Origin of the sequence: Campylobacter sp. CFSAN093241 (assembly GCF_012889595.1) — a bacterium.
GTDB lineage: Bacteria > Campylobacterota > Campylobacteria > Campylobacterales > Campylobacteraceae > Campylobacter_D > Campylobacter_D jejuni.
Genome location: NZ_CP040612.1, coordinates 494,700 through 519,676 on the forward strand (window position 1 = coordinate 494,700; position 24,977 = coordinate 519,676).

Annotated in this window: 24 protein-coding genes; 19 read left to right on the forward strand and 5 right to left on the reverse strand. The window is 31.0% G+C overall.

Going from position 1 to position 24,977, the window contains the following annotated elements:
- Position 1 precedes the first annotated feature (1 nt).
- The gene (locus FBE96_RS02600; protein WP_002905692.1) at positions 2 to 1,771 is read left to right on the forward strand and encodes a Na/Pi cotransporter family protein; all 1,770 of its coding nucleotides are present in this window, start codon (positions 2 to 4) and stop codon (positions 1,769 to 1,771) included.
- On the opposite strand, the gene FBE96_RS02605 is transcribed toward FBE96_RS02600, so the two are convergent.
- From FBE96_RS02605 to mltG, 5 genes are all read right to left on the reverse strand, one after another.
- Positions 1,768 to 3,576 carry a penicillin-binding protein 2 gene (locus FBE96_RS02605; protein WP_002905693.1) on the reverse strand — a complete coding sequence of 603 codons (1,809 nt, stop codon included), beginning with the start codon at positions 3,574 to 3,576 and terminating at the stop codon, positions 1,768 to 1,770. The two genes, FBE96_RS02600 and FBE96_RS02605, sit on opposite strands and share 4 nt — an antisense overlap.
- Positions 3,577 to 3,582: 6 nt before the next feature.
- Complete coding sequence (gene fliE / locus FBE96_RS02610) at positions 3,583 to 3,879, reverse strand: flagellar hook-basal body complex protein FliE (protein ID WP_002856884.1); 297 nt, start codon at positions 3,877 to 3,879, stop codon at positions 3,583 to 3,585.
- Positions 3,880 to 3,885: 6 nt separating this feature from the next.
- Positions 3,886 to 4,380: a flagellar basal body rod protein FlgC gene (flgC, locus tag FBE96_RS02615; RefSeq protein ID WP_002855235.1), complete on the reverse strand. Its 495-nt coding sequence runs from the start codon at positions 4,378 to 4,380 to the stop codon at positions 3,886 to 3,888.
- Positions 4,381 to 4,389: 9 nt separating this feature from the next.
- Positions 4,390 to 4,821, reverse strand: a complete 432-nt coding sequence (gene flgB / locus FBE96_RS02620) for a flagellar basal body rod protein FlgB (protein ID WP_002858492.1) — start codon at positions 4,819 to 4,821, stop codon at positions 4,390 to 4,392.
- A gap of 80 nt (positions 4,822 to 4,901) precedes the next feature.
- Positions 4,902 to 5,903: an endolytic transglycosylase MltG gene (mltG, locus tag FBE96_RS02625; protein WP_002859067.1), complete on the reverse strand. Its 1,002-nt coding sequence runs from the start codon at positions 5,901 to 5,903 to the stop codon at positions 4,902 to 4,904.
- Here mltG and FBE96_RS02630 point away from each other — a divergent pair.
- From FBE96_RS02630 to FBE96_RS02715, 18 genes are all read left to right on the forward strand, one after another.
- On the forward strand, positions 5,818 to 8,388 hold the full coding sequence (locus FBE96_RS02630; RefSeq protein WP_002858480.1) for a DUF3971 domain-containing protein: 2,571 nt from the start codon (positions 5,818 to 5,820) through the stop codon (positions 8,386 to 8,388). The two genes, mltG and FBE96_RS02630, sit on opposite strands and share 86 nt — an antisense overlap.
- A gap of 116 nt (positions 8,389 to 8,504) precedes the next feature.
- A complete protein-coding gene (locus FBE96_RS02635) occupies positions 8,505 to 10,709 on the forward strand; it encodes an NADP-dependent isocitrate dehydrogenase (RefSeq protein ID WP_002858520.1) in 2,205 nt (734 codons plus the stop codon).
- Positions 10,706 to 11,608 (forward strand): malate dehydrogenase, encoded by a 903-nt coding sequence (locus FBE96_RS02640; RefSeq protein ID WP_002872004.1) that lies wholly within the window; start codon positions 10,706 to 10,708, stop codon positions 11,606 to 11,608. The genes FBE96_RS02635 and FBE96_RS02640 overlap by 4 nt, the downstream gene beginning before the upstream one ends.
- Entirely contained in the window at positions 11,609 to 12,772 is a 1,164-nt protein-coding gene (gene sucC / locus FBE96_RS02645) for an ADP-forming succinate--CoA ligase subunit beta (protein ID WP_002872005.1), read from the forward strand.
- A gap of 9 nt (positions 12,773 to 12,781) precedes the next feature.
- Entirely contained in the window at positions 12,782 to 13,651 is an 870-nt protein-coding gene (sucD, locus tag FBE96_RS02650; RefSeq protein ID WP_002872006.1) for a succinate--CoA ligase subunit alpha, read from the forward strand.
- Positions 13,652 to 13,665: 14 nt separating this feature from the next.
- Positions 13,666 to 13,977: a 4Fe-4S binding protein gene (locus FBE96_RS02655; protein ID WP_002851088.1), complete on the forward strand. Its 312-nt coding sequence runs from the start codon at positions 13,666 to 13,668 to the stop codon at positions 13,975 to 13,977.
- An 8-nt stretch (positions 13,978 to 13,985) separates the two neighbouring features.
- Entirely contained in the window at positions 13,986 to 15,110 is a 1,125-nt protein-coding gene (locus FBE96_RS02660) for a 2-oxoglutarate synthase subunit alpha (protein ID WP_002858560.1), read from the forward strand.
- The gene (locus FBE96_RS02665; RefSeq protein ID WP_002905699.1) at positions 15,111 to 15,956 is read left to right on the forward strand and encodes a 2-oxoglutarate ferredoxin oxidoreductase subunit beta; all 846 of its coding nucleotides are present in this window, start codon (positions 15,111 to 15,113) and stop codon (positions 15,954 to 15,956) included. It abuts the gene before it with no gap.
- Positions 15,953 to 16,510, forward strand: a complete 558-nt coding sequence (locus FBE96_RS02670) for a 2-oxoacid:acceptor oxidoreductase family protein (RefSeq protein WP_002812564.1) — start codon at positions 15,953 to 15,955, stop codon at positions 16,508 to 16,510. Before FBE96_RS02665 ends, FBE96_RS02670 begins: the two co-directional genes overlap by 4 nt.
- A gap of 138 nt (positions 16,511 to 16,648) precedes the next feature.
- The gene (locus tag FBE96_RS02675) at positions 16,649 to 16,912 is read left to right on the forward strand and encodes a DUF2018 family protein (protein WP_002854834.1); all 264 of its coding nucleotides are present in this window, start codon (positions 16,649 to 16,651) and stop codon (positions 16,910 to 16,912) included.
- A 2-nt stretch (positions 16,913 to 16,914) separates the two neighbouring features.
- The gene (locus FBE96_RS02680; protein WP_002858491.1) at positions 16,915 to 17,451 is read left to right on the forward strand and encodes a hypothetical protein; all 537 of its coding nucleotides are present in this window, start codon (positions 16,915 to 16,917) and stop codon (positions 17,449 to 17,451) included.
- A 13-nt stretch (positions 17,452 to 17,464) separates the two neighbouring features.
- Positions 17,465 to 18,358: a hexaprenyl-diphosphate synthase gene (locus FBE96_RS02685; protein WP_002864642.1), complete on the forward strand. Its 894-nt coding sequence runs from the start codon at positions 17,465 to 17,467 to the stop codon at positions 18,356 to 18,358.
- The gene (gene hemA / locus FBE96_RS02690; protein WP_002872007.1) at positions 18,358 to 19,656 is read left to right on the forward strand and encodes a glutamyl-tRNA reductase; all 1,299 of its coding nucleotides are present in this window, start codon (positions 18,358 to 18,360) and stop codon (positions 19,654 to 19,656) included. Before FBE96_RS02685 ends, hemA begins: the two co-directional genes overlap by 1 nt.
- Entirely contained in the window at positions 19,640 to 21,349 is a 1,710-nt protein-coding gene (locus FBE96_RS02695) for a proline--tRNA ligase (protein ID WP_004297429.1), read from the forward strand. The genes hemA and FBE96_RS02695 overlap by 17 nt, the downstream gene beginning before the upstream one ends.
- Positions 21,346 to 21,735 carry an FxsA family membrane protein gene (gene fxsA, locus FBE96_RS02700; protein ID WP_002858525.1) on the forward strand — a complete coding sequence of 130 codons (390 nt, stop codon included), beginning with the start codon at positions 21,346 to 21,348 and terminating at the stop codon, positions 21,733 to 21,735. Before FBE96_RS02695 ends, fxsA begins: the two co-directional genes overlap by 4 nt.
- Positions 21,732 to 22,655: a hydroxymethylbilane synthase gene (hemC, locus tag FBE96_RS02705; protein WP_002856753.1), complete on the forward strand. Its 924-nt coding sequence runs from the start codon at positions 21,732 to 21,734 to the stop codon at positions 22,653 to 22,655. Before fxsA ends, hemC begins: the two co-directional genes overlap by 4 nt.
- Complete coding sequence (locus FBE96_RS02710) at positions 22,652 to 24,454, forward strand: menaquinone biosynthesis decarboxylase (RefSeq protein WP_002872008.1); 1,803 nt, start codon at positions 22,652 to 22,654, stop codon at positions 24,452 to 24,454. The genes hemC and FBE96_RS02710 overlap by 4 nt, the downstream gene beginning before the upstream one ends.
- Before the next feature lie 156 nt (positions 24,455 to 24,610).
- Positions 24,611 to 24,976: a FlaG family protein gene (locus FBE96_RS02715; RefSeq protein ID WP_002776146.1), complete on the forward strand. Its 366-nt coding sequence runs from the start codon at positions 24,611 to 24,613 to the stop codon at positions 24,974 to 24,976.
- Position 24,977: the final 1 nt, after the last annotated feature.

Consider the following 24,977-nt stretch of genomic DNA (forward strand, 5'->3'; position numbering starts at 1 on the left):
ATTGCAAGAGGAAAGAAATTCTTTAAAATATTTTAAATTTATTTCATGGAGTATTTTTACTTTAGTTCTGATTTTTATTTTAATTCGTTATGACGAGCTTGCCAATCTTTTAGCAGGAGTGGCAATACTTCTTATTGGAATGACTAATTTAGGTATAGGTTTTAAAGCTTTTAGTGGTGGTTTGCTTGAAAAAATTTTAGCGAAGTCAACCGATACAAAGATAAAAAGTATACTTTTTGGTACTTTAAGTACTTTAATTATGCAATCTTCAACTTTAGTTTCTATTATTACGATTTCTTTTTTGAGTGCAGGGCTTATTTCTTTGGGTGCGGGCATAGGGATTATTTTTGGAGCAAATTTAGGAAATACGGCAAGTTCTTGGCTGATTGTTGGTTTGACAAATATTAAAATTTCAATGTTGGCTATCCCACTTTTGATTATCGGAGTATTATTTTTCTTTCAAAAAGATAGTGTTTTAAAAGGTTTAGGTAATATTTTTATTGGTATAGGATTTTTCTTTTTGGGTGTGGATTATATTAAAAGTGGTTTTGAAAATTTTAAATATATAATTGATCTTTCTCGTTTTGATTTTACTGGGTTTAAAGGAGTTTTTGTTTTTTTAGGATTAGGTGCTTTGCTTACAGGAGTTATACAATCAAGCACAGCTACAATGGCTATGATTGTTGCTGCTTTACTTGCAGGACAAATCAGTTTGGAAAATTCCTTAGCAGCAACTTTAGGCACTAGTGTTGGAGGAGTTGTAACGGCTGTTTTAGCTTCTTTAAGTACCAATATTGAAGGAAAGAAATTAGCGTTTGCAAATTGTATTTTTAATTTTGGTATAGCTTTTTTAATAGTGCTTATTTTTCCTTATTTTATACATTTTCTTAATTTTTTATCCATTGTATTAAACATAGAAGATATAGCTTTGAAAGTAGCATTATTTCACACTTTGTTTAATTTAATTGGCGTTGCGCTTTTTTCATTCTTTACTCCTCAAATTGTTCTTTTTTTAAATAAGATAGTAAAAGCTCCTAAAGATAAGAATAAAGACAAGCCTTTATATCTTGATGGTAGTTTGGTTAAGTTTAGTGACACAGCCATCGAAGCTTTAAGGAAAGAAAGCGAGCATCTTTATAACAATACCTATGTAATTGTTGCTCATGCTATAGGTTTTAGTCGTAAAGATATACAAAGTGATAAAAGTTTTAAAGAAATTTTAGAAAATAAAAAGTGGTTTAGTAAAAATGTGGATTTGGACTATTTGTATCAAACTAGGATAAAGGTTCTTTTTGAAGCTATTATCGATTTTTCAACTAAAGCACAAGTTTATATTAACGATGAAACAAAGAATCATAAAATTTTTACCTTTAAGATGGCAGCTAAAAATTTAGCCGAAACAACTAAAAATTTAAAAATTATCCAAGCAAATATTAAGAAATATTCTAGTTCTTCTAATGAATTTTTGGCTTTAGAGTACAATAAAATTAGATCGAATTTAGGAGAGCTTTTAAGAAGTATCGAAGAGCTTAGAGTTGTTGAAGATCGTGAAAAGCTTTATTTGATTATTAAAAATCTTCAAAAAGGAAAAGAAATTTTAAAAGAAATCGATACTTTAACCTTGAGCAATGTTGAACATCTTATTTCAGTAAGAAAAATCACAACAGCTGAAGGAATTTCAATACTTAATGATACAACTTTTGCTGCTAAGATTGCTGAAGAACTTATAGGTGCTGTTGAGGTGATATTTTCTAAAGATATATCAAACTAGTTGTTTGTGCTAGTTTGGTTATTGTCTTGTATAGGCGTTAGAAATTCTTCATTGATTAAAATATCAACAACATCTTTAAACATAGGCAAAGCACTTTGTGCAGCATAATAACTATAAGGTTTAGTAGGATGTCTTACGAGAACTCCTATGGTATAGGCGTGATTTAAATCATTTGCAAAACCAAAAAAGGATGCATTGTAGCGATTTGAGGTGTAACCTTGTCTTTCGGCTATTCTTGCCGTTCCTGTTTTACCTCCTGCAATAATACCTTGTGTAATTGCCTTTTTTCCTGTTCCTTTTTCTATAACATTTATAAGAACATTTTGCATCGTTTTAGCGGCTTCGCTAGAAAGAATTTTTTCTTTTTTTACATCATCATCAAGATTTGTAAAGCGTCCATTTTGATAGAATTTTTCAGCTAAACGTGGTGTGATATAAAATCCATCATTGTTGAAAACATTATAAGCTGCAAGGAGTTGTATAAAGGTTGTTTTAAGTCCATAACCATAACTTAAAACAGATTTTTCTATATCTCTTAAGCGCTTAGGATTTGGAATTTCTCCTTTTTGTTCATAGGGTAGATCAATACCACTTTTTTCACCAAATTTAAATATTTTAAGTCCTGATACGATTTCTATATTGTTAAGCCTTTTAGCAATTTGTATCATGCCTATATTTGAAGAATATCTTATAACTTCCTCCATAGTCATTTTGTCCATTTTGTGATCATCTTTGATGGTGAAACGTCCTAGCTTGTAAGAACCGCCATAAGTATTAATCACTTCATCCATTTTTATTTTACCAAGTCTTAAGGCTGTTGTAAAGATAAAAGGTTTGATAACAGAACCTGCTTCATAGCCGTATTCTATAGCGCTTGCATTAAGAACTGATAGATCCTTTCCGCGATTTTGTGGGTCATAACGCCTTGAGCTTGCTAGAGCTAAAATTCTTCCTGTTTTGCTTTCCATTACCCCAACGATGATTTCATTGGCTTTTAAATCCTCATTTCTTTGATCTATAGCTTTCTCTATACTTTTTTGCAGTTTTAAAGAAAGATTTAAATATAAATCACAACCATTGATCTTTTTTTGCTGTAGTGAATTTAGATTTAAAATAATATTTCCACCTATATCTTTAAGTCCTTGAATTTTTTCATTTTGAACAGGGTTTAGACATTCATCGTAGTATTTTTCTAAACCTTTAACTCCTATATTTTTTAAAATTCCACTTTCTGGATCTAATATCATTTTGGTATAACCGATAATAGGAGTAAAAGAATCTTTTGACATGTAAATTCTATCTTCTTCATGTTCGATGATATTTAATCCTCTTGTTTCAACTCTTCCAGAGTTGTTTGTAAAAGCTTTGAAAAAACCTTGTATATAAAGTTTTTTAGCAAGGTCTTTAAGATAGCTTGCTTGCTTGGAATCTAAGTTTTGCAAAAGAACAAAATTATAAGAGCGTTTTTTTTGATTTTGCATTCTTTTTTTAATATCTGCTACTTGATCGTTACTTATTCCACTATAAATTTGAAAAAGCTTTAAAAATAGATCAAATTTATCTTTGTTAATACTTCTAAGATCAATTTCAGCGCGATAAATTTGTTTAGAACTTGTGATAGTAAAATTATCTTTGGTTATAATCGATCCTCTTAGAGCAAGAGCGTATTGATCTTTTTCAGTGTTAGGTATATGACGTTTCGATGTAAGAAAAAAAGTAGAGCTGATAAAAATAATCATAAACAAAAGTGCCATGCAGTAGGCAAAGGCAACTTTTGAAACCCTATTTTTTTTATATTCTTGCATTAGGGTTTAAATTTGAGTTCTTGTGATTTCTTTATAAGCACTGATCGCTTTATTTCTTACTTCTAGCATAAATTTCATGCTGCTTTCAGCTTTAGTGATAGCTATAGCTGCTTGATGTAAATCTTTTACTTGTCCTGTGGCAATGTCTGTCATTGCAGCTTCTCCACTTTCTTGTGCTTTATTTAAATCATCGATTTCATTTTTAAGCATCTTGGCAAATTCATCACCAATTCCTGTGGAATTTTGACTTTTGTTGGTATTTGAAATATTATTATTTAATCTTAAATCATTAATATTGTTCATTTTTTATTATCCTCTTAATAAATCAATCGCACTTTGAGCTATAGTTTTTGCACTTGTAAAAGCGCTTACATTGGCTTGATAAGCTCTTGTAGCTTCAATCAAATCTGCCATTTCAATGACAGGGTTTACATTTGGATACGCTACATAACCTTCAGCATTTGCATCAGGATGGCTTGGATCATACTTCATACGAAAATCTTTGTCATCTCTGACCACTTTATCCACTACAACACTTTGAATAGCAGGTTTAGCTTCTTCTGGCGAACTTGGATCATTTAAAGGATTTTCATATTTTAAAAAATTATTATCTTTGTTAATTTGCTCATTTAAAAGCTTATCAAAATCTGTTGCTTTAAAGATCACTTCGCGTCTTCTATAAGGCCCACCTTCAGCTGTTCTTGTAGTGTTTGCATTAGCTATATTAGAGCTAATAACATTCATTCTAAAACGCTGAGCACTTAAACCATAACCACTAATATCAAAATCACTTAAGTATGCCATAATTTACCTTTAACTTAATTTAGAGCTTGCATCAAGTATAGAACTAAAGATATTGCTTTGTCTTCTTAAAACTCCATCAAGAGCTGTTATCATAACTGTATTTTTACTCATTTCTGTGGTTTCTACATCTAGATCAACAGTATTTGCATCATTTCTTGCTAAATGACCATCTCTTAAGTAAATAGTAGATTTACTAGGATCAGGGAATTTCCAAGGTTTTTGATGCTCTTCTTCAGTTACGGCTAATTGCAATTCTTTATTATCATTTTTTTTGAAAATTTCATTTGCACGATTTACCAAAGCTGTTTCAAATTCAATATCTCTTGCTTTATAAAAAGGAGTATCAACATTTGCAAGATTGGCATTGATGAGTTGATTTCTTAGATTTCTACCCGCTAAAGCACCAGTGACCAGTTCTTTTGATTTAAATGGGTTAATCATTTTTTATCCTTTTTATAATTTTTAATATTAACAAGCAAATACTGTTCCAATTTAACTATTTTGTATAAAAATATCAAAAATTATTTTCCTTTTTGTAAATTTATGGCTTTATTGTGATCATCTATATTTGTGCTAAAAATATGAACTCCAGTATTTTTATCACGCACAAAATATAAATAATCTGTCTTTAAAGGAAAAATAGCTGCACGAATAGCAGCTAAAGAAACATTACAAACCGCTTCTTTAGGCAATCCTGTAAATTTATAGGTATTATAAGAGCTATTATCTTGTCTTATTCTTTGTGGGGTAACTTTTACATGGGAATAAATTCCATAATTTAAAGTTCCATCCATTTGAAGTTTCATACCTTTTTTAAGTCGATTGTAAATTACGCTTGCAACTATAGGCATTTCATTGTCATTAGCAGCTTCTTTTTGTATTACAGAAGCGATGATGATATATTGGTGCCATTTTTTTGGATTATAATCACCAAAAATTTTCTCAGAAGTTTTTTTATTGGAAATTTCAGCATGGTTTAAAAGCATTTGAATGAGTAGATTTTCTGTAATGCCTTTCGGGATTTTATAAGTTTCTGGTAAAAAAACTCCTTCATCATAAGGAGCTTGAGCTTGAAATTCTTTTAAAAGTATATCTTTATCAAGTCCAAGTTGTTTGGCTGCTTGTTCTAGAAAGATTACGCTTGTTTCTCCTGGGATAAGAGTAATGGTTTGAAGTGCTGCTTTAGCAATAGTGAGTTTATGTAGAAATTCAGCTCTATTTAAATCTTTTGTACCTATGTTGATCCAGCCTGATTGAGGGTGTCCTAAAAAAAATAAAATATATTTATCAATATTACTCATCTGATATTTATTTTGCTTTAAATATGTTATAATTTGAGAAATTGAACCTTGGGGAATAAATACCACAGAATTGCTTTTTAAAGGCTGAGTTAGATAATAAAAAATCCCCAAAATAAATATCAAAAAGAAGTTGCGTATGAAAAAGAAAATTTTATATATTGTTGTATTTTTTGTTGTGCTTATATTAGCTTTGTTTATAGTGCTTAAAAATGGAATTGTCATCTCTAGTATCCAATTTGATTTTTTAAAATTGGAACAATTATATATTAAATTAGATAAAAAATTAATTGTACGAGCAAAAAATATCACTATAAATGAGACTCAAAATTCCGAAATTTCATCACAAACCCACTCTTCTGATAATGCTTCAACAGAGATTTTAAAAATAACAAAAAATTTAAAATATCTATATACTTTTGTTAAAGAGATTGATATACAAAATTTAAATATAAAAGATAATCATGTGCGTATTTTATTTAAAGATAATGAATTTTTTATAGATAATGATTTATTGTTTTTAAAATTAACATTACAGCGTCAAAATAAAGAACTTATAGCTGATATTAAAAAACTTTTATTAAAAGATTATGATTTAAGTATTGATGGAAATTTAAGTATCAATACTAAGAGCGAGTTTTATTATTTTCAAGGTAGAGCAAGTGGAGAATTGCTTGACTTTAACGCAAGCATCTCTTACAAAGATAAAAATTTAGCTTATAAAATAGAAGATTTAAACATTAGAAATATTACGGAAATTTTTAAAAGAGTTAATAAAAGAATAGAACTTCCGCAGAGTTTAAATCTTTGGGTAGCATATAGGGCTAAGGGAGAATTTTATCATTTAGATTATTTGCAGGGCTTTATAGATTTTACTAAAGATAATTATTATTTAGACAATATTAGTGCATCAGGTTATGTTAATAATGTCAAAGTTCGCTTGGATGATAAAATGAATGCTATTGAAATTCCAAAACTCGATTTAAATTTAAACAAACAAAAGCTCGATTTTGTCTTTAATAAAGCTTTCTATAATGGTGCTGATTTAAGTTCTAGTAAGGTTTATCTATATGATTTGTTTGATGAAAAAAAAGTTGGGATTTATTTGCGCATTAAGTCTGATAATCTAAAATTTGACGAAAAACTTGCTAAAGCTTTAGAGGATTATCATTTTTCACTACCTTTTTATCAAAAAAGCGGAAAAATTAAAAGTGATTTGGAGCTTAAAATTGATTTTCATGATAAGGGTGAAATTTCTTATAGTGGTATTTTAGCTTTAGAGAATGCTAGTATTTCTTTGGCTGATTTTAATATTACAAAAGCATTTGTAAAATTAAATCAAAATGATTTAAATATAGAAAATGCCAGTGTTAAAAATGGCTTTTTAGAAGCTGATTTTAATGCTAAATTTGACTTACAAAAACAGCAAGGAAATTTCAATACTCAGATTTCAAGGCTTTATTTTGACAATGCAGAGCTTTTAGATTTAAAAAATCAAAATGTAGAAGTAAAATTAGATTATTCGCAAAATGTTAACATTAGCATTCCTCAGTGGAATTTGATTTTAAATTTTAAAGATGGACTTGAGGCTAATCTTAATAATCCTAAGATTTTATTTTCATTTTCTCCATTACTTAAAAAGCTTGGGTTTATCAATGCTAAAAATGTTTATTATAAAACTTTAAATTTTGAAGATTTTAATGCAAGTGTTAATGATGCTTATTTTAAAAATAATTTACTTATCAACGGTCAAACTCCTTATGAAAATGATAGCTTTGATATTGTAAAAAATAAGGGCATTATGGAAATTCATACTCAAAGTGATACAGCAAGTGCTAAAATAAGTTCTGATAATAAAGAAATTCATTTAAAAAATTTAAGTTATATTTATAGAAAACATTCCAACTCTTCAAATTCAACATTTGATATTGCTACTAATACCCAAAATATTAGTTTTGGTGGAGCAAATGTAGCTTTAATTTTGGCAGATTCTAATAAAACTTTGGCTTTTGATAGAGTAGAAGCTGATTTAAAAGGCAATGCTTTAGATCTTAAAGGTTCTAGAGGAAATGCAAAATTTGATCTTTATTATTCTTCTAATGATTTAAATTTAAACGTTAGCAATATTGATGATAATTATTTAAATGAGTTTTTACAAAAACAAGCTGTTCAAGATGGAGTGTTTAACTTAAGTATAAAAGGAAGTGGATTGGAGTATTTTGATGGACAGATCGATTTTAAAAATACTTATGTGAAGGATTTAAAAGGTATAAATCAGCTTATTTCCTTTATCGATACTGTACCAAGTTTATTGATGTTTAAATCTCCAACTTTTAATCAAAAAGGTTTAAGCTTACATGATGGAAAGATTATTTTTAATAGAAAAAAAGATCTTTTAAGTGTTTCGGCTATTAATTTAAATGGTGATAGTGTAGATATATATGGTTTAGGATCAGCAAATTTAAGATTAAATACAGTGGATTTTAGTTTAGAGCTTAAAACTTTAAAATCAGCTTCAGAAGCTATATCCAAGGTTCCAATTTTAAATTATGTAATTTTAGGTAAAAATCAAGAAATTAGCACAAACTTAAAAATAGATGGAAGCATAGATGACCCTAAATTTCATACCGAAATTTTAACAGATACCCTAAAAACCCCTTTTAATCTTATTAAAAATATCATACAACTTCCTGCTAATTTACTTAATTAAAAATATTTAAAGTTTGTTTGAAAACTAAAACAAACTTTAAACTTACTCTTGCATTTTTTTTTATTTGTAATATACTTAAAAATGAAAATAAAAATAAGTATTTTAAAGGACTAAAAATGCAAATTACTTATACCTTAACAGATGAGTCGCCAGCTCTTGCGACTTATTCGTTTTTGCCTATAGTGAAAGCTTTTTTAAGTAGGGCACATATAGGAGTAAAAACCTCGGATATTTCTTTGTCTGGAAGGATTTTAGCTACTTTTAGTGAGTATTTAAAAGAGGAACAAAGATGTGAAGATGCTTTAGAGCTTTTAGGCGAGCTTGTCAAAAGATCGGATGCAAATCTTATTAAAACCCCAAATATTTCAGCTTCTATTCCTCAGCTTAAGGCGGCGATTAAAGAATTGCAAGATAAGGGTTATATGTTACCAAATTACCCAGATGAGCCAAAAAATGATGAAGAATTGCAAATTAAAACAAAATATCAAAAAGTTTTAGGTTCAGCGGTTAATCCTGTATTAAGACAAGGAAATTCAGATCGTCGTTCAACAAAAGCGGTAAAAGACTATGCAAAAAACAATCCTTATCGTGTGGTTGAGTTTAATCCAAACTCAAAAACTCGTGTTTCTTACATGAAAGAAGGGGATTTTTTCTCTAATGAAAAAGCGGTTTTAATCGATCAAGATTGTGTGGCTAATATAGAATTTACAAGCGTTGATGGTAAAAAAGAAATTTTAAAAGAGGGCTTAAAACTTGAAAAAAATGAAATTTTAGACGCTACTTTTATGGATGTGCAAAAACTTCAGGAATTTTATGCAAAAGAAATTAAAGCAAGCAAAGATGATGATGTGCTTTTTTCTTTGCATTTAAAAGCTACAATGATGAAAGTAAGTGATCCTATACTTTTTGGTTATGCGGTAAAAGTATTTTTTAAAGAATTATTTATCGAATTTCAAGATGAATTTGAAAAATTAGGCATTAATCCAAATAATGGTTTAAGTGAGCTTTTAAGTAAGATCGAAAATTCAAGCAAAAAAGATGAAATTTTAAAAAAATACAGTGAAATTTTAGCTAAATCTGCAGATATTTCTATGGTAAATTCAGATAAAGGCATTACAAATCTTCATGTTCCAAGCGATGTTATCGTTGATGCTTCTATGCCTGCAATGCTTAAAAATGGCGCAAGATTGTGGGATAAGGAAGGTAAGGAAAAGGACACAAATGCCGTAATTCCTGATCAAACTTATGCAACTATTTATGAGGCGGTTATTGAAGATTTGCATAAAAATGGTACTTTAAATCCTTCAAAACTTGGCAGTGTATCTAATGTAGGTTTAATGGCTAAAAAAGCTCAAGAATATGGATCGCACGATAAAACCTTTGTGGCTAAAGAAGAAGGAACTTTTAAAATAGTTTCTAACGGTAAAGTTTTATTAGAACATAAGGTTAGAAAAGGTGATATTTATAGAGCTAATCAGGCTAAATTTGATGCAGTGTTAAATTGGATTGATTTAGGTATAGAAAGATCAGAACTTAGTGGAGCCGAAGCTATTTTTTGGTTAGATAGCAAAAGAGCTAGTAATAAAATCATGATAACTTTGGTACAAAATCGTTTAAAAGAAAAGGGTAAAAATGTAGCCATTTTAACTCCAAAAGAAGCTTGTTTAAGAAGTTTAGAGTTAATCCGAGAAGGTAAAGATGTTATTTCTATCACGGGTAATGTTTTAAGGGATTATTTAACCGATCTTTTTCCTATTTTAGAGCTTGGAACAAGTGCAAAAATGCTTTCTGTTGTGCCTATGTTAAATGGTGGAGCTATGTTTGAAACAGGAGCAGGGGGTTCAGCACCTAAACAAGTAGAACAATTAGTCGAAGAAAATCATCTGCGTTGGGATAGTTTGGGTGAATTTTTGGCTTTGCAAGCAAGTTTGGAATTTTATGCAAATAAGTGTGGCAATCATAAAGCTAAGGTTTTAGCAGAATGTCTTGATGAGGCTATAGGCGAATGGCTTGAAAATAATAAAGCTCCATCAAGAAAAGTCAAAGAAGATGATAATAGAACAAGTCATTTTTATTTAGCAATGTATTTTGCAAATCATTTAGCAAGACAGGCAAGTGATATGGAGCTTCAAAGCTTTTTTAAAGATATTGCCCTAGAGCTTTCTTCTAATGAAGAAAAAATCAGAGCCGAATTTAACGATGCACAAGGTGTGAAAGTGGATTTGGGTGGGTATTATAAATTTGATGATGAAAAAGCAAATAAAATCATGCGTCCAAGTGCAACTTTTAACGCTATTTTAGAAAAAATAGGACAAAGATGAAAATCACTGTTATAGGGGCTGGCAATGTAGGTTCAAGCGTAGCTTATGCTTTGATTTTAAGAGAAATAGCAAATGAAATTGTTTTAGTAGATATTAACGAGGATTTGCTTTACGCAAAAGAACTAGAGCTTACTCAAAGCATAGCTGCTTTAAATTTAAATATAGATTTACTTTGCACTAAAGATTATACTCATACCAAAAATTCAGATATAGTGCTTTTTAGTGCAGGTTTTGCTAGAAAAGATGGGCAAAGTAGAGAAGAATTGCTTCAGTTAAATACAAGCATTATGCTTGATTGTGCTAAGAAAATCAAAGATTTTACAGAAGATCCGCTTTTTATTATTTTAACTAATCCTGTGGATTTTCTACTTAATACTCTTTATGAAAGCGGGATTTTTTCATCAAAGAAAATTATAGCCATGGCAGGAGTTTTAGATAATGCAAGATTTAAATACGAGCTTGCCAAAAAACTTAATGTCAAAATGTCAAGTGTAGATACAAGACTTATTGGTTTTCATAATGATGATATGGTTTTGGTAAAATCTTATGCGAGTGTTAAAAATAAAAATATAAGCGAATTTTTAAATGAAGAAGAATTTGATGATTTGGAAAATGAAGTTAAAACAGGTGGAGCTAAAGTAATCAAACATCTTAAAACTTCAGCTTATTTAGCTCCTGCTAGTGCTTGCATAAGAATGATTGAGTCTATAAGAAGTGGCGAGTTTTTACCTATGAGTGTGATTTTACATGGAGAATTTGGGGTGCAAAACAAAGCCTTAGGAGTGATGGCAAGATTAGGACTTGAAGGTGTGATTGAAATCATGAAAATGGATCTTAGTTCACAAGAAAAAGACAAATTGGAAAAATCTTTAATCAAGTATCAATATAAAGGAGAATAAATGAACATACATGAGTATCAAGCAAAAGCAATTTTTGCGGACAATGGCATCCTTACTTTAAAGGGAAAAGTCGCATTTAGCGTAGATGAAGCTGTGTCTAATGCTAAAGAATTAGGTGGTAGTGTTTGGGCGGTTAAAGCTCAAATTCACGCAGGAGGTCGTGGTCTTGGTGGTGGTGTTAAAATCGCTAAGAATTTAGATGAGGTAAAAGATTACGCGAGTAAAATTTTAGGAATGAATTTAGTAACTCATCAAACAGGACCTGAAGGCAAGCTCGTGCAAAAACTTTATATAGAAAGTGGTGCTAATATAGTAAAAGAGTATTATTTGGCTATTTTATTTAATAGAATGGCAGAGCAAATTACCCTTATCGCTTCAAGTGAAGGAGGGATGGATATAGAAAAAGTAGCCAAAGAAAGTCCTGAGAAAATTGCAAAAGTAGGCATTGATCCACAAATCGGTTTTAAAATGTTTCATGGACTTGAAGTAGCGAGAGTTTTAGGACTTGATAAAGATGAAGGTAAAAAACTCATTTCCATGATAGCTAAACTTTATAAGCTTTATATGGATAAAGATATGAATATGCTTGAAATCAATCCTTTGATTAAAACTGCAGAAGGGGATTTTTATGCCCTTGATGCAAAATGCAGTTTTGATGATAGTGCGCTTTATCGTCATCCTGAAATTGCTGAACTTAGAGATATTACCGAAGAAAATCCTGCTGAAAGAGAAGCGGCTGAATTTGGCTTAAGCTATGTGAAATTAGATGGAGATGTAGCTTGTATGGTAAATGGCGCGGGTCTAGCAATGGCAACTATGGATATTATTAATTATAGCGGTGCAAAACCTGCAAACTTCTTAGATGTAGGTGGAGGAGCTTCACCTGAAACTGTTGCAAAGGCTTTTGAAATCATTTTAAGAGATAAAAATGTAAAAGTTATATTTATCAATATCTTTGGTGGTATTGTTCGTTGTGATAGGATAGCAAACGGAATTTTAGAAGCTACTAAGAATGTTGAGGTAAATATTCCAATTGTAGTGCGTCTAGATGGCACTAACGCAGCGGAAGCAAAGGCAATTTTGGATAATTCAAATCTTAAAAATATCAAAGCAGCAACCAATCTTAAAAACGGTGCAGAGCTTGTAAAAAGTTTAGTAGGATAAGGATAGAAAATGAGTATATTGGTTAATAAAAATACAAAAGTAATAGTTCAAGGTTTTACAGGTAAAGAAGCAACTTTTCATGCCGAGCAATGCATGGCTTATGGTACAAATATAGTCGGAGGCATCACTCCTCATAAAGGTGGACAAACTCATTTAGGTAAACCAGTTTTTGATACCGTTGCAGATGCGGTTAAAGCAACAAAGGCTGACGTGAGCTTGATCTTTGTACCTGCTTTTGCTGTAGGTGATAGCGTGATTGAAGCAGCTGATGCGGGTATTAAGCTTGCAGTTGTAATCACCGAGCATACGCCTGTAAAGGATATGATGTTTGCTAAGCAATATGCTAATAAAAAGGGTATGAAAATCATTGGACCAAATTGTCCAGGTATTATCACTTCTGAAGAATGTAAGTTAGGTATTATGCCAGGTTTTATTTTTAAAAAAGGTTGCGTGGGGCTTATTTCAAAAAGTGGAACTTTAACTTATGAAGCTGCTAATCAGGTAGTTCAAGGTGGTTATGGAATTTCTACTGCAGTAGGAATTGGTGGTGATCCTATCATAGGTCTTGCTTATAAAGAACTTTTAAGTGAATTCCAAAAAGATGATGAAACTAAAGCTATTGTAATGATAGGTGAAATTGGTGGTAGTTTGGAAGTGGAAGCGGCTAAATTTATTAAAGAAAATATTAGCAAACCTGTGGTAGCATTCATTGCAGGTGCAACTGCTCCTAAAGGCAAAAGAATGGGGCATGCAGGTGCCATAGTAGGAAGTGCTGATGAAAGTGCTGCAGCTAAAAAAGAAGCTTTAAAAAGCTATGGAATTCATGTGGTGGATTCTCCGGCTTTAATTGGTGAAGAAATTCAAAAAATATTAGGTTAATAAAGGAAAAAAACATGAGTATGACAGCTCCAAAAGATACCCCTGTTTGGGTAGATGAGCATAGATGTAAAGCATGTAATATTTGTGTTAGCTATTGCCCCGCTGGGGTTTTAGCTATGCGCGATGATGTGCATGCGGTTTTAGGACAAATGATAGAGGTGGTACACCCTGAATCCTGTATAGGCTGTACCGAGTGTGAGATACATTGCCCTGATTTTGCTATTATGGTGGCAAAAAGAGATGAATTTAAATTTGCCAAACTTACTGCTGAGGCTAAAGATAGAGCTGTAGCCGTAAAAAATAACAAATACAAAAAATTAGCATAGGAAAAATAATGAGAGAAGTTATAGCAACAGGTAATGTTTTAATCGCCAAAGCTGCGATTGATTGTGGATGTAAATTTTTTGGAGGTTATCCTATTACTCCTAGTAGTGAGATAGCTCATGAATTAAGCCATATGCTTCCTGCAAATGATGGAACTTTTATACAAATGGAAGATGAAATTTCAGGTATTAGCGTGGCTATTGGTGCGGCAATGAGTGGGGTAAAATCCATGACTGCAAGTAGCGGTCCTGGAATTTCTTTAAAAGCAGAGCAAATAGGACTTGCATTTATTGCTGAAATTCCACTTGTGATTGTAAATGTTATGAGAGGTGGTCCTTCAACAGGTCTTCCAACTCGTGTAGCACAAGGAGATTTGTTTCAAGCTAAAGCACCAACTCATGGGGATTTTGCAAGTATTGCTATTGCTCCTGCAAGTCTTGAAGAAGCTTATACAGAAACCATTAGAGCGTTTAATTTAGCTGAAAAATATATGACTCCAGTATTTTTACTTATGGATGAAACTGTAGGGCACATGAATGGTAAAGCGGTTTTACCTGATTTAAAAGATATTAAAGTATATAACCGTAAAAAATTTGAAGGCGATAAAAAGGATTATAAACCTTATGCAGCAGGAGAAAATGAGCCTGCAACTTTAAATCCTTTCTTTACAGGTTATCGTTATCATGTTACAGGACTTCATCATGGAGATATAGGTTTTCCAACTGAAGATGGAGTTATAGTGAAAAAAAATATGGAAAGACTCATAGGTAAAATAAAAAACAATCAAGAAGATATTTGTACTTATGAAGAGTATATGCTTGATGATGCTGAATTTTTAATCATTGCTTATGGAAGCGTGAGTCGTTCAGCAAAAGAAGCTATACAAAGATTAAGAGAGCAAGGGATTAAAGTGGGACTTTTCCGTCCAATTACTCTTTATCCAGTGGCTGAGAAAAAAATTGCTGAGGTTGTAAGCAAATTTAAAAAAGTCATGGTAAGCGAGCTTAATATGGGACAATATCTTGAAGAGATTGAAAGAGTAACTTCGCGTCGCGATTTTATTAGTTTGCACCGTGCAAATGGTCGTCCTATCACTCCAAGTGAAATTATTGCTAAGGTAAAGGAGAATATATAAATGGCTTTTAATTATGATGAATATCTAAGAGTAGATAAAATGCCTACTCAATGGTGTTGGGGATGTGGCGATGGTGTTGTTTTAAAATGTATTATCCGCGCGATAGAAAAACTTGGTTGGAATATGGATGATGTTTGTCTTGTTTCGGGTATAGGTTGTAGTGGCAGAATGAGTTCTTATGTAAATTGCAATACAGTTCATACTACTCATGGTAGAGCAATAGCTTATGCAACAGGCATTAAACTAGCCAATCCTAGTAAACATGTTATTGTAGTAAGTGGAGATGGGGATACTTTGGCAATTGGTGGAAATCATACTATACATGGTTGTCGCAGAAATATTGATTTAACACATATTGTAATCAATAATTTCATCTATGGACTTACGAATTCCCAAACAAGCCCAACCACTCCAAAAGGTTTTTATACAGTAACAGCTCAATTTGGAAATATTGACCCTAATTTTGATGCGTGTGAATTAACTAAAGCTGCAGGAGCTTCTTTTGTGGCAAGGGGTAATGTGATCGAAGCTAATAAGCTTGAAAATTTAATTTATAAGGCTTTAGCGCATAAGGGTTATAGTTTTGTAGATGTTTTTTCAAATTGTCATATCAATCTAGGCAGAAAAAACAAAATGGGCGAAGCTGTAGCTATGCTTGATTGGATTAAAAATCGCGTTGTGGATAAAGCTAAATTTGAAAGCATGGATTTTGAAGAAAGAAAAGATCAATTTCCAACAGGAATTTTACATGAAGATAATTCTCAGCCAGAATACTGCCACGCTTATGAAGAAGTACGTCGTGCAGCCAAAGAAAAAAGAATGGTGGATTTAGGAGCTTTAAAATGAAATATCAATTAAGATTTGGCGGTGAAGGCGGACAAGGTGTTATCACCGCAGGAGAAATTTTAGCAGAAGCAGCCATTAAAGAAGGTCGTCAAGCTTTTAAGGCTTCTACTTACACTTCACAAGTGCGTGGTGGCCCTACTAAGGTGGATATTATCATTGATGATAAAGAAATTTTATTTCCTTATGCTGTAGAAGGGGAAGTAGATTTTATGCTTTCGACTGCAGATAAGGGTTATAAAGGTTTTCGTGGGGGTGTAAAAGAAGGAGGTATTATAGTTGTAGAGCCAAATTTAGTACATCCTGAAAGTGAAGATTATAAAAAATGGCAAATTTTTGAAATCCCTATTATCACCATAGCTAAAGATGAGGTAGGAAATGTAGCTACTCAATCAGTTGTTGCACTTGCAATTGCTGCTTATATGAGCAAATGTATAGATTTAGATGTTTTAAAAGAAACTATGCTTCATATGGTTCCTGCAAAAACTCGTGATGCAAATGCTAAAGCTTTTGATCTGGGTGTAAAATACGCCACTCAAGCAAAACCATATTCATAATAAATTCCGCATCATGCGGAATTTAACTTCTAAAATTTTACACATTGCAAATAAAATTTAAATTTTAATTATTTTAATTTAGCTACTTTTAACGATTAAAATTTTATAATCAAAAACTTATATTTTCAAGGAAAATTAATGGATTTTTTTGATGAAATGTTTAATAAAACTCCAAAAGAAAAATTTATAGAAATTATACAAAATGGAAATTTAGGAGCCTTAGAAAAAGTTTTTGAGGAATTTTTTGCTGATCATATTGCCATGGTGGAACTTTTGGAAAAACAAGGTTTAACAGAAATGGATGTAAAAAATTTCATATTAGAAAATGGTGATTTTATAGAAGAAAGGCAAAATGATATTTATATAGAATTGGGCGCAAAAATTTTAGGACACGAAGGCTAAAATTGTTTAAAATAAGCCCTTGTTTAATTTGTATTTTTTTTATTTTTAGTAATGTTTTAGCATCTGAACCAACTTTTGATTATACTTATAAATTTATACTTAAAAAAGATGAGAGAGCTAGTGTGCAGATTAAAGAAATAGGCTATGAAGATAAGGTGCAAAATTTTGATTTTTATTGGACTTTGTTTGATAATACTAATATCATCGTACATTCGAAATTTCGCAAATATCCGCGTCAATTTGTGATGAGTTTAAGAAGAAATTTAGATTGGGTAACTCAAACTTTAATACCTGACTATACTAATCCACATATTGATAGAGCAAGACTTATTTTAGAATTTAGTGGTTATAATAAAGGTTTGGCAACTTTTACGGTTTATATAGAAGATAAGGAATCTCGCTTAATGGTAGAATTTTTAGATCCGAGAAAAAAAGCTTTACAAAATCCACCGCAAAATAATCAGGTTGTTCCTATGATTAATTTTAACGAACCTCAGGTAAAACCATTAACAAGCAAAGAAAATAATAATAGCAATTAACAAGGAAAAGATAGTGCAAAAAATAGATGAATTAATAAAACAGTTTTTACAAGAGCTTGGCTATGAACCTATTTTAAATATGCTTTCAAATGTAAAATCAGGAAAGAAATTACGCTCTAAATTATTATTAGCTATCGCAGATGAGAGTGAGATTGCTTTTAAAATTTGTGCGGCTATAGAATTGATACATCTTGCTAGTTTATTACATGATGATATTATCGATGAGAGTGAATTAAGGCGTGGAGCAAGATCTGTTAATGCTGAATTTGGTACAAAAAATGCTCTTATGTTGGGCGATATTTTGTATTCAAAAGCCTTTTATGAATTAAGCAAAATGGATGCTAGATTTGCAAGTATTATTTCAGATGCTGTTGTAAAGCTTGCTATAGGCGAACTTATGGATGTTGATTTGGGAGAGAAATTTAATATCAATAAAGAAGCTTATTTGAAAATGATCTATAATAAAACAGCTGTTTTGATTGAAGCAAGTGCTAGATGCGGAGCTATTTTGGCTGGATTATATGAAAAAGATTTTGCAGAATATGGTAAAAATTTAGGACTTGCTTTTCAGATGATTGATGATATTTTAGATATTAAGAGTGATGAAAAAATTCTTGGAAAACCTGCTATGAATGATTTTAAAGAGGGTAAAACTACCTTGCCTTATATTTATCTTTATGAAAATTTACAAGAACAAGATAGGATATATTTGCAGACTTTATTTAAAAAAGATTTAAATGAAAATGAAAAAGAATGGCTAAAAACTAAATTTGAAGAACAAAAAGCTTTAGAAAAAGCTATTTTAGAAGCTAAAACTTATGCAAAAAAGGCTAGAAAAGCAATTGAAAAATATGATAATAACAAGCTTAATGATATTATTAAAGCTATGATAGATAGGGAATTTTAATGTATTATTGTATATCTTTTACTCATAAAAATACAGATATTGCCTTAAGGGAAAAGTTAAGCTTTTCCAATGAAGCTAAAAAAGGTGAGTTTTTAAAAATCATTAGCACTCATGAAAATATTGAAGAATGTTTGGTTATAAGCACTTGCAATCGTGTTGAAATTGTTGCTTTTGTAAAAATGGCCTGTGCGGAGTTTATTGTTAAATCTTTGGCTTTACTTTGTGATGTTGATAAAGATATTTTACTTGAAAAAGCTGATATTTTTGAAGATAGTGGAGCAATCCACCATCTTTTTTCTGTAGCAAGTTCTTTGGATAGTTTGGTGGTTGGAGAAACTCAGATAGCAGGACAATTAAAAGATGCCTTTGCTTTTGCTGTAAAAAATAATTTTTGTGGAGTACACCTTTCAAGAGCAGTACATAGTGCTTTTAAATGTGCTGCTAAGGTACGCAATGAAACTCAAATTTCTAAAAATTCTATTTCTGTAGCTAGCGTTGCCGTGGCAAAAGCAAAAGAACTTGCAGATTTAACGCAAAAAAAAGCTGTTGTTATTGGAGCTGGAGAGATGGGAGAACTTGCAGCAAAACATTTAATTGCTGCGGGTGCTAAGGTGATTATTTTAAATCGTGATTTACAAAAAGCTAAAGATTTGTGTGAGAGACTTGGTGTTTTAAGCGAATATGATAGTTTAGAAAATTTAAAAAAATATTTAAATCAATACGAGTTTTTTTTCTCAGCTACCAATGCACCAAATGCTATTGTTACAAATTCTTTAATAGAAGAACTTTCTTATAAAAGGTATTTTTTTGATATTGCAGTTCCAAGGGATATTGATATCAATGAAAATGATAATATATCTGTTTTTGCTGTAGATGATCTTGAAATTGTGGTTCAAAAAAATTTAGCACTAAGAGAACAAGAAGCTCGTATGGCTTATGGGATAATAGGTCGTGAAACAAGTGAATTTTTTAGGTATTTAAACGATTTGGCTTTGATGCCTATTATCAAAGCTATACGCTTGCAAGCTAAAGAATATGCAGATAAACAACTTGAAATTGCGTTAAAAAAAGGATATTTGAAAAAATCTGATAAAGAAGAGGCTAGAAAGTTGATTCATCAAGTTTTTAAGGCTTTTTTACACACGCCTACTGTAAATTTGAAACATTTACAAGGTAAAATGCAAAGCGATACAGTGATTAATGCTATGCGTTATGTTTTTGATTTGCAAAATAATCTTGAAGGTTTAAATCAATATAAATGTGAATTTGATATGGAGAATAATGATGAGATTTACTAAATTTTATGCACCAAGTTTAAAAGAAGCGCCAAAAGATGCGAGTTTACCTAGTCATATTTTTTTAACGCGTGCGGGTTTTGTAGAACAAATTGGTAGCGGACTTTATAATTTCTTGCCTTTGGGAAAAAGAGTTTTAGACAAGATTAAAAATATAGTTAAAGAAGAAATGGATAAGGCTGGAGCACAAGAAGTAAATCTTAGTTTTATCACTCCTGCAAGTTTGTGGCAAGAAAGTGGGCGTTACAATGTTTTTGGAAAAGAACTTTTGCGTTTTAAAGACAGAAAAGAAAATGAATTTGTTTTAGGTCCAACACATGAAGAAGCTATGCTTTCTTTGGTAAAAAACAAAATCACAAGCTATAAACAACTTCCTTTGCATTTATATCAAATTGGACTTAAATTTCGTGATGAAGCAAGGCCTAGATTTGGGCTTTTAAGATGTCGTGAATTTCTAATGAAAGATGGATATAGTTTTCATGCTAATGAAGAAGATTTAGGGCGTGAGTTTGAGCTTATGTATAAAACTTATTCTCAAATTTTACAAAGAATGGGGCTTGATTTTAGAGCAGTTGAAGCTGATAGTGGGGCTATTGGTGGAAGTGGCTCTAAGGAATTTATGGTTTTAGCAAAAAATGGGGAAGATGATATTTTAATTTGTGAAAATTGTGATTATGCGGCTAATGTTGAAGCTGCAAAAAGAGCTAAAAAAACTTGTCAAGATGAGCGTCCTGAAGCAAATTATGCAAGTAAATTTCACACTCCAAATATTAAAACTATAGATTCTTTAGCACAATTTTTTAAAATCAATGCTTTTTATACGATTAAAGCAGTGGTAAAAAAAGCTATTTATGAAAATGAAAGCAAATTAGTTGTGTTTTTTATAAGAGGAAGTGATGATTTGCAAGAGGTTAAGGCTCAAAATACTTGCAGTGCCCTTGAACTAGTCGATGCGAGCGAAGAAGAATTGGAAAAAGCTGGCTTAGTAGCTGGTTTTATAGGTTTTGTGGGATTAAAAGATATAGATTTTTATATAGATTTTGAGCTTGAAAACGAAAAGCAAATGATTATGGGTGCGAATGAAAAAGATTATCATTTAATCGGTATTGATGTTGTAAATTTAAATAAAGATCGTTTTAAAGATTTGATTGAAGTTAAAGAAGGGGATTGCTGTGTTAAATGTGGAGCAAAATTAAAACAAAGTAAAGGTATAGAAGTAGGGCATATTTTTAAGCTAGGACAAAAATATTCCAAAGCGATGAATGCAAATTTCTTAGATGAAAATGGCAAAAGCCAGCCTTTTTATATGGGATGTTACGGCATAGGTGTTTCACGCTTGTTGGCTGTAGCTATTGAAGCAAATCATGATGAAAAAGGATGTATTTGGAATAAAACTTTAGCTCCTTTTGTGCTTGAAATTATTGTTTCAAATCTCAAAGATGAAAAGGCTTTAGAATTTGCTAATAAGCTTTATAGGGATTTAACTAATCTTGGATTAGAAGTATTGCTTGATGATAGAAATGAGCGTTTTGGGGTTAAAATGAATGATTTTGAACTTATGGGCTTTCCTTATGCGTTAGTTATTGGTAAAGGATTAGAAAATAATGAAATAGAGCTTATCCAAAGAGAAGGTTTGGTAAAAGAACTTATAAAAACTGATGAACTTATGGAAATTCTTAAAAAGAAAGTGTTATGAATTATAAATTAAGTTTAAGCCCTTTATTTGTACTTGAAATTATTGCAAGTGTACTTTTTATAGTTTTTTTTGGTTTTGGTAATTTTTTATTTTTCATACTTTTGAGTATGATTTTTGGTGCGGTTTTATTGGGAATTTTTTGGAAAAATATGCTTGAATTTCAAATGGGTGGCTTAAAGGATATGTTAACACAATTTTCTTTTGTTATCGCAGGGTTTTTGCTTATTTTTCCAGGGATTATTACAAGTGTTTTTGGAATTTTTGTATTTTTCTTTGGTATTGCTTTGAAATTAATAACTAAATCAAAATATCAATACACCAAGCAAGAGTATCAAAATTCTAATGAAGAAATTATTGATGTTGAAATTATAGAGGATAGAAAATGAAGCTTATTATTGCAACAAGAAAAAGTCAATTAGCTCTTTGGCAAAGTGAACATGTAGCCCAAATTTTAAAAAATACACATCAAATTGAAGTGCTTTTAGAAGGTTTTAAAACAAAAGGCGATGTTTTGCTTGATTCTCCTTTGGCAAAAATTGGTGGTAAAGGACTTTTTACAAAAGAACTTGAAGAAAGTATGTTAAGAAAAGAAGCACATTTAGCAGTGCATAGTTTAAAAGATGTGCCTAGTTTTTTTCCTCAAGGTTTAGTTTTGGCAGCGGTAAGCAAAAGAGAGCAAAGCAATGATGCTATGCTAAGTCAAAATTATAAAGATTTTCTTTCTTTACCAAAAGGTGCAAAAATAGGCACTACTAGTCTTAGACGCAAGATGCAGCTTTTATTATTAAGACCTGATTTAGAGATTATTTCTTTGCGTGGTAATGTCAATTCTCGTATAGAGAAATTAAAAAATAATGATTTTGATGCGATTATTTTGGCAATGGCGGGAATTAAACGCTTAAACTTAGATAAGCAAGTGAATTTTGTTTATGAATTTAGCAAAGATGAGCTTATTCCTGCGGCTTCTCAAGGAGCTTTAGGTATAGAAAGCATAAATGATGAAAAAATTTTAGAACTTTTAAAATGTTTAAATGATGAAAATGCTTTGATTGAAACAAGCATTGAAAGAGAATTTATTGCTACTTTAGAAGGAGGTTGTCAAGTTCCTATAGGTATTAACGCAGAACTCTTAGGAGATGAAATTTGTGTGCGTGCGGTACTTGGACTACCCGATGGAAGTGAAATTTTAAAAGATAAGAGAATGATTAAAAAGAATGATTTTAAAGGTTTTGGAGAGAGTTTGGCTAAGGAGTTTATTGCTAAAGGTGCTAAAGAACTTTTAAAAAAAGCTGAGAGTATGATATGAAAGAATTTATTCAAATTTTAAAAGAAAATGATCTTTTAAGGGTAATTGAAGAACCTGTAGATGTAGATCTTGAAATCGCTCATTTAGCCTATATAGAAGCTAAAAAAGGAGAAAAAGGGAAGGCTTTATTATTTAAAAATCCTATAGATAAAAAATTAAATAAACAATATAAATTTCCTGTTTTGATGAATACTTTTTGCAATGAAAAGGCTTTAAATTTAGCTTTTGGACGTGATTATGAAGAGGTGGCTGAAGAAATTTCAAAACTCATCAAGCTTCATATTCCTACGAGTTTTAAAGCAAAAATGGATTTTTTTATGAATTTGTTAAGTTTTAAAAATATTCCTCCTAAAAGACTGAAAAAAAATAAAGCCTTGTATGATTATGAAATTTTAAACTCACTTGAAGAACTTCCCATACTAAAAACTTGGGAAGATGATGCGGGTAAATTTATTACCATGGGGCAAGTTTATACACAAAATTTAGATAAAACTCAAAATAATCTTGGAATGTATCGTTTGCAAATGAGTGATAAAAATGAACTTTTAATGCATTGGCAAATTCATAAAGATGGGGCAAATTTTTATCACGAATACAAAAATGCTGGTTTAAAAAAAATGCCTGTAAGTATAGCCATAGGTGGAGATCCGCTTTATATTTGGTGTTCTCAAGCACCTTTACCTAAGGGAATTTTTGAACTTTTACTTTATGGTTTTATTAAAAAAACTCCTGTAAAACTTACTCCTTGTGAAAATGGTATTTTTGTGCCTTATGATAGTGATGTAGTTATTGAAGGTTATGTGGATTTAGAAGAGTTTAAAATCGAAGGTCCTTTTGGAGATCATACGGGTTTTTACACTCCTGCTGAACTTTTTCCTGTGATGAAAGTAGAAAAAATTTATGCTAAAAAAGATGCGATCTATCAAGCAACGGTTGTAGGAAAGCCTCCTTTAGAAGATAAGATCATGGGGCTTGGTACTGAAAGAATTTTTTTACCCTTGCTTCAAACTTCAGTACCTGATTTAATTGATTATAATATGCCTGAAAATGGGGTCTTTCATAATCTTATCTTAGCAAAAATCGATGCAAAATATCCCGCTCATGCGCAACAAATTATGCATGCATTTTGGGGAGTAGGGCAAATGAGTTTTGTTAAGCATGCAATTTTTGTGGATAAAAATGCACCTTCTTTGAAAGATTATGATGCTTTAATTCCTTATATGTTAGATCGTTTTAATACAAAGAAAATTTTAATTTCAGAAGGAATTTGTGATCAATTAGATCATGCTTCACCTAATTCTTGTTTTGGGGGTAAAGCAGGACTTGATGCTTGTGAAGAAATACAAGTTGAAGAGCTTGAAATTTTAGAAGATGAAAAATTACTAGAACTTTTTAAAACTAAGGTAGAACTTTTAAATTTAAAGCAATTTTATAAAGAAAGTAAAAGTCCTATAGTTTGTATTTTGCTTGATAAAAAAGAAAAAATCGAACAAAGTTTTGACAAACTTTTAGAATTTAAAAAACATTTTAGGATTTTAGTGTTTTTAGATGCTGAAAATAAGCTTGAAAATTCTTATATGCTTGTTTGGCGTGTGGTAAATAATATAGATGCTAAAAGAGATATTTTTATCAAAGAAGAAAGACTTGGAGTAGATGCAAGTGCTAAAGGTGAAGCTGAGGGTTATTTAAGAGCTTGGCCTAAGCAAACAGATTGCACTAAAAGCGTGATAGAAGATTTGATCTTGCGTAATATTTTAGAAAATAATCCAGATCTTTTTAATAAATTTGAAATTTTTTAAGATAATTGAGATTTATTTTAAAATTTTGGCACAGTTTTTGCTTATTATTTTTTTATTATTGAAAAATAAAATTTTCTTTATAGGTGTTCATAAATTTATAAATTTGTCGATATAAGCTTTTAACTAGCAATAGGAAATTTTAAAAAGGATTTTAAAATGGAAATATCGAAGGCAAATGGGCAAATGGATACAGCTTTGGCAAACATTAGCCAAAGAACAAGTGAGACACAGGCTAGTTTAAACATTCAAACCGATAGAAGTCAAGGCCAAGAAGGCGATGATGGACAGCAACGAGGTGTGAGTGAAAAGTTGGCTGATATTACAAAAAAGTTAAATGAGCAAATGGATTCTCTAGATACCAATGTTCGTTTTGGTTATAGTGATAAAATCGGTTCTATGTATATTAGCGTGACTGAAAAAAGCACTGGAAGGGAAATCCGTCAAATTCCTAGTGAAGAAGCTATGAGATTAGCTGAGTATTTTAGGGATGTGATAGGAATGATATTTGATAAGGAGAGTTAAA

Bases quoted from the DNA above. Each gene is read 5' to 3' on its own strand.
- hemC (WP_002856753.1), top strand. From the start codon at position 21,732: ATGAAGCTTATTATTGCAACAAGAAAAAGTCAATTAGCTCTTTGGCAA.
- mltG (WP_002859067.1), bottom strand. From the start codon at position 5,903: ATGACAATTCCATTTTTAAGCACTATAAACAAAGCTAATATAAGCACA.
- FBE96_RS02710 (WP_002872008.1), top strand. From the start codon at position 22,652: ATGAAAGAATTTATTCAAATTTTAAAAGAAAATGATCTTTTAAGGGTA.
- FBE96_RS02655 (WP_002851088.1), top strand. From the start codon at position 13,666: ATGAGTATGACAGCTCCAAAAGATACCCCTGTTTGGGTAGATGAGCAT.
- FBE96_RS02715 (WP_002776146.1), top strand. From the start codon at position 24,611: ATGGAAATATCGAAGGCAAATGGGCAAATGGATACAGCTTTGGCAAAC.
- fxsA (WP_002858525.1), top strand. From the start codon at position 21,346: ATGAATTATAAATTAAGTTTAAGCCCTTTATTTGTACTTGAAATTATT.
- FBE96_RS02665 (WP_002905699.1), top strand. From the start codon at position 15,111: ATGGCTTTTAATTATGATGAATATCTAAGAGTAGATAAAATGCCTACT.
- FBE96_RS02640 (WP_002872004.1), top strand. From the start codon at position 10,706: ATGAAAATCACTGTTATAGGGGCTGGCAATGTAGGTTCAAGCGTAGCT.
- flgC (WP_002855235.1), bottom strand. From the start codon at position 4,380: ATGGCATACTTAAGTGATTTTGATATTAGTGGTTATGGTTTAAGTGCT.
- FBE96_RS02675 (WP_002854834.1), top strand. From the start codon at position 16,649: ATGGATTTTTTTGATGAAATGTTTAATAAAACTCCAAAAGAAAAATTT.
- hemA (WP_002872007.1), top strand. From the start codon at position 18,358: ATGTATTATTGTATATCTTTTACTCATAAAAATACAGATATTGCCTTA.
- FBE96_RS02635 (WP_002858520.1), top strand. From the start codon at position 8,505: ATGCAAATTACTTATACCTTAACAGATGAGTCGCCAGCTCTTGCGACT.
- fliE (WP_002856884.1), bottom strand. From the start codon at position 3,879: ATGAACAATATTAATGATTTAAGATTAAATAATAATATTTCAAATACC.
- flgB (WP_002858492.1), bottom strand. From the start codon at position 4,821: ATGATTAACCCATTTAAATCAAAAGAACTGGTCACTGGTGCTTTAGCG.
- FBE96_RS02695 (WP_004297429.1), top strand. From the start codon at position 19,640: ATGATGAGATTTACTAAATTTTATGCACCAAGTTTAAAAGAAGCGCCA.
- FBE96_RS02630 (WP_002858480.1), top strand. From the start codon at position 5,818: ATGAAAAAGAAAATTTTATATATTGTTGTATTTTTTGTTGTGCTTATA.
- FBE96_RS02605 (WP_002905693.1), bottom strand. From the start codon at position 3,576: ATGCAAGAATATAAAAAAAATAGGGTTTCAAAAGTTGCCTTTGCCTAC.
- FBE96_RS02670 (WP_002812564.1), top strand. From the start codon at position 15,953: ATGAAATATCAATTAAGATTTGGCGGTGAAGGCGGACAAGGTGTTATC.
- FBE96_RS02660 (WP_002858560.1), top strand. From the start codon at position 13,986: ATGAGAGAAGTTATAGCAACAGGTAATGTTTTAATCGCCAAAGCTGCG.
- sucC (WP_002872005.1), top strand. From the start codon at position 11,609: ATGAACATACATGAGTATCAAGCAAAAGCAATTTTTGCGGACAATGGC.
- sucD (WP_002872006.1), top strand. From the start codon at position 12,782: ATGAGTATATTGGTTAATAAAAATACAAAAGTAATAGTTCAAGGTTTT.